Below are 2,631 nucleotides of genomic sequence, written 5' to 3'. Positions count from 1 at the left end.
CAAGGTGCGATTCGTTTTGGAGAAACCTAGAAATGGGGGGATTCCAGGCTTCAGTAGAGTAACCCACTAGGGTAGAGTTCGCACTTTTATCCTTTACTGATGACAACTTACTATCCATGTAGGTGAAGAAACCTAGCCAAGCAATTGCGAAGACAGCTAGGGGAGAAAAGGAAAAGATGAAGGTCACACCGCCATCATAACTCAATCCATAAAACACTAAATCCTACCATCTCGGTGCGGGATTGAAAGCACACAAACTACCAAGTTATTTGGTAGCCCCTACAGAGGAGACTGACTATCAAATTTGTAAAGCGGGGGTGAAAGCAGGAATTGGTGACAATAGCTGAAAACACCAACTGCAAGCAAGAGTCTATGGGTAGAACAGCAAAGTGTCATCTGAACCATCGTAACAGTCAACCAGGGGAAATAAGCTTGTAGTTCAACTACCTCCTGGGTCAGGAACAACTGACAAGGATAAGGTCTATCAAGTGTCTTGGACTGAGATAGCGCACTACCTAAACTCCCGGTGGATAGACACGCCCTAACGACTCAAACAATGGATAGTAGGAACGAAATAACTCTCTCTTAGCTCCTGTACAGTTTCTTGTTCAGGTAAGCAGTCAAGCCAGATGCTACGAGAGAAAAGGATGGTTTAAGAAGCAAATGCCCAACCTGAATCAACGGGTAATGCCTGAAAAGGGATGGCGTAACTGCCGGGATATGCTGACGTAAACCGCAAGGTGTTAACGCTAGAGGTGTAAGTGGTAATGAATAAGCCTAATTCTGATTCACAACAGAATACAGAGGGATGGAAGACTATTAATTGGCGTCAAGTCGAACGGTACGTCTTTAAGTTACAAAAACGCATCTACGCTGCTTCACGCCGTGGCGATGTCAAGCTAGTTCGTAAGCTCCAAAAGACGCTGATGAGGTCTTGGTCTAATAGGGTCTTAGCGGTACGAAGGGTAACAGTCGAAAACCAAGGGAAAAAGACGGCAGGAGTGGATGGGATTAAATCCCTGTCCCCAGCAGCACGTCTAAAACTCACAGAGCAACTCAAACTAACTGGAAAATCCAAACCCACTCGTAGGGTATGGATACCAAAGCCAGGAAGGGAGGAAAAGCGCCCATTAGGAATACCCACAATGTACGACCGTGCCTTGCAAGCAGTTATCAAAGCTGCATTAGAACCAGAATGGGAAGCGGTTTTCGAGCCAAATTCCTATGGTTTTAGACCAGGCAGGTCATGCCACGATGCGATAAAACAGATTAAAAACTGTATTCAAGGCGAGGCAAAGTTCGTGCTAGACGCGGACATAGCCAAATGTTTTGACCGCATCAACCATCAGACATTGCTCCAAAAGTTGAACATCAAGGGCAAGGTTAGGCGACAAATCAAAGCTTGGCTAAAGTCCGGGGTAATAGACCAAGGAGCTTTTACTGCTACATCTGAGGGTACACCGCAGGGTGGAGTCATTTCTCCGCTACTTGCAAATATAGCCCTCCACGGCTTAGAAGAAGCGCTTAAGCAATTTGCTGAAACGCTAGACCTCAGATACTCAAGTGGAACAAAGAAAAGTTACAAGGGCAAAAGACAATCCCTGGCAGTCATTAGATATGCCGACGACTTCGTAATTCTACATAAAGACAAAGCCGTAATAAAAAGATGTCAAGAGATAATCTCTCAATGGTTAACTGGCATTGGACTGGAGTTAAAACCTGAAAAGACGAGGCTAACTCACACACTCAACGATGAACTAAGTGAGGATGGTACAGCCGGATTTGACTTTTTAGGTCATCACATCAGGCAATACCCCGCTGGTAAATATCGAAGCAACAAAACCGCAGAAGGTAGGATATTAGGTTTTAACACACTCATCACCCCATCGCCGAAGGCGAGTAAGGCTCACCAAGAGGAAATCGGAAGACTCATCAAAAAACATAGGTTTTCACCCCAAGCGGCTCTGATTAAAGACCTCAACCCTGTGATAAGGGGATGGACTTCTTACTTTTCAAATTCCGACGCACAAACTGTTGGAGAACTATCAAAACAGGATTACCTCACATACCTGAAACTTCGTAGATGGGCAAAACGCCGCTGTGGAAACATCAGTGATGGTCATATCAAATACTGGACAACCACTGGCGGCAGCAACTGGGTATTCGCAACCAGAGAAGGGGAAGCGAACCCCCTTCGGTTACTAAAACATAGTGAGTTTAGTTGCAGTAGCACTGACTATGTAAAAGTCAAAGGCGATAAAAGTCCATTCGATGACGACTCAGTTTACTGGAGTTCAAGACTAGGGAAACACCCTGAAATGTCAAGTCGTAAGGCTAAGTTGCTTAAACAACAAAAGGGTCAATGTCCTTGGTGCGAATTACGCTTCCAAGAATGGGATGTGATGGAGGTAGACCATAAAATCCCCATAGCTCTAAGCGGAAAGGATGAGTGGAAAAACCTGCAATTACTGCATCGACACTGCCACGATGAAAAGACTGCCAATGATGGGAGTCTGAAGTCCTGTAGTGACAAAGGAAACACATTGAGTAGCCGTGTGCGGTGAAAGTCGCAAGCACGGTTTCGGATGGGAGGGGTGGAGTAGTAATACTCCCCTCGACCCTAACAATCCC

At 45.5% G+C, this 2,631-nt stretch carries 1 protein-coding gene; it reads left to right on the top strand.

Annotation, left to right across the window (positions count from 1 at the left end):
- The first annotated feature begins 767 nt into the window (after nucleotides 1-767).
- Nucleotides 768-2,564: a group II intron reverse transcriptase/maturase gene (gene ltrA / locus QUB10_RS34010; RefSeq protein WP_333207524.1), complete on the top strand. Its 1,797-nt coding sequence runs from the start codon at nucleotides 768-770 to the stop codon at nucleotides 2,562-2,564.
- Nucleotides 2,565-2,631 lie beyond the last annotated feature (67 nt).

The organism is Microcoleus sp. B5-D4 (genome assembly GCF_036705145.1).
In the GTDB taxonomy this organism is placed as follows: domain Bacteria; phylum Cyanobacteriota; class Cyanobacteriia; order Cyanobacteriales; family Microcoleaceae; genus Microcoleus.
The sequence above is the reverse complement of the archived record's forward strand: the minus strand, read 5'-3'. Positions and strand labels throughout refer to the sequence as shown.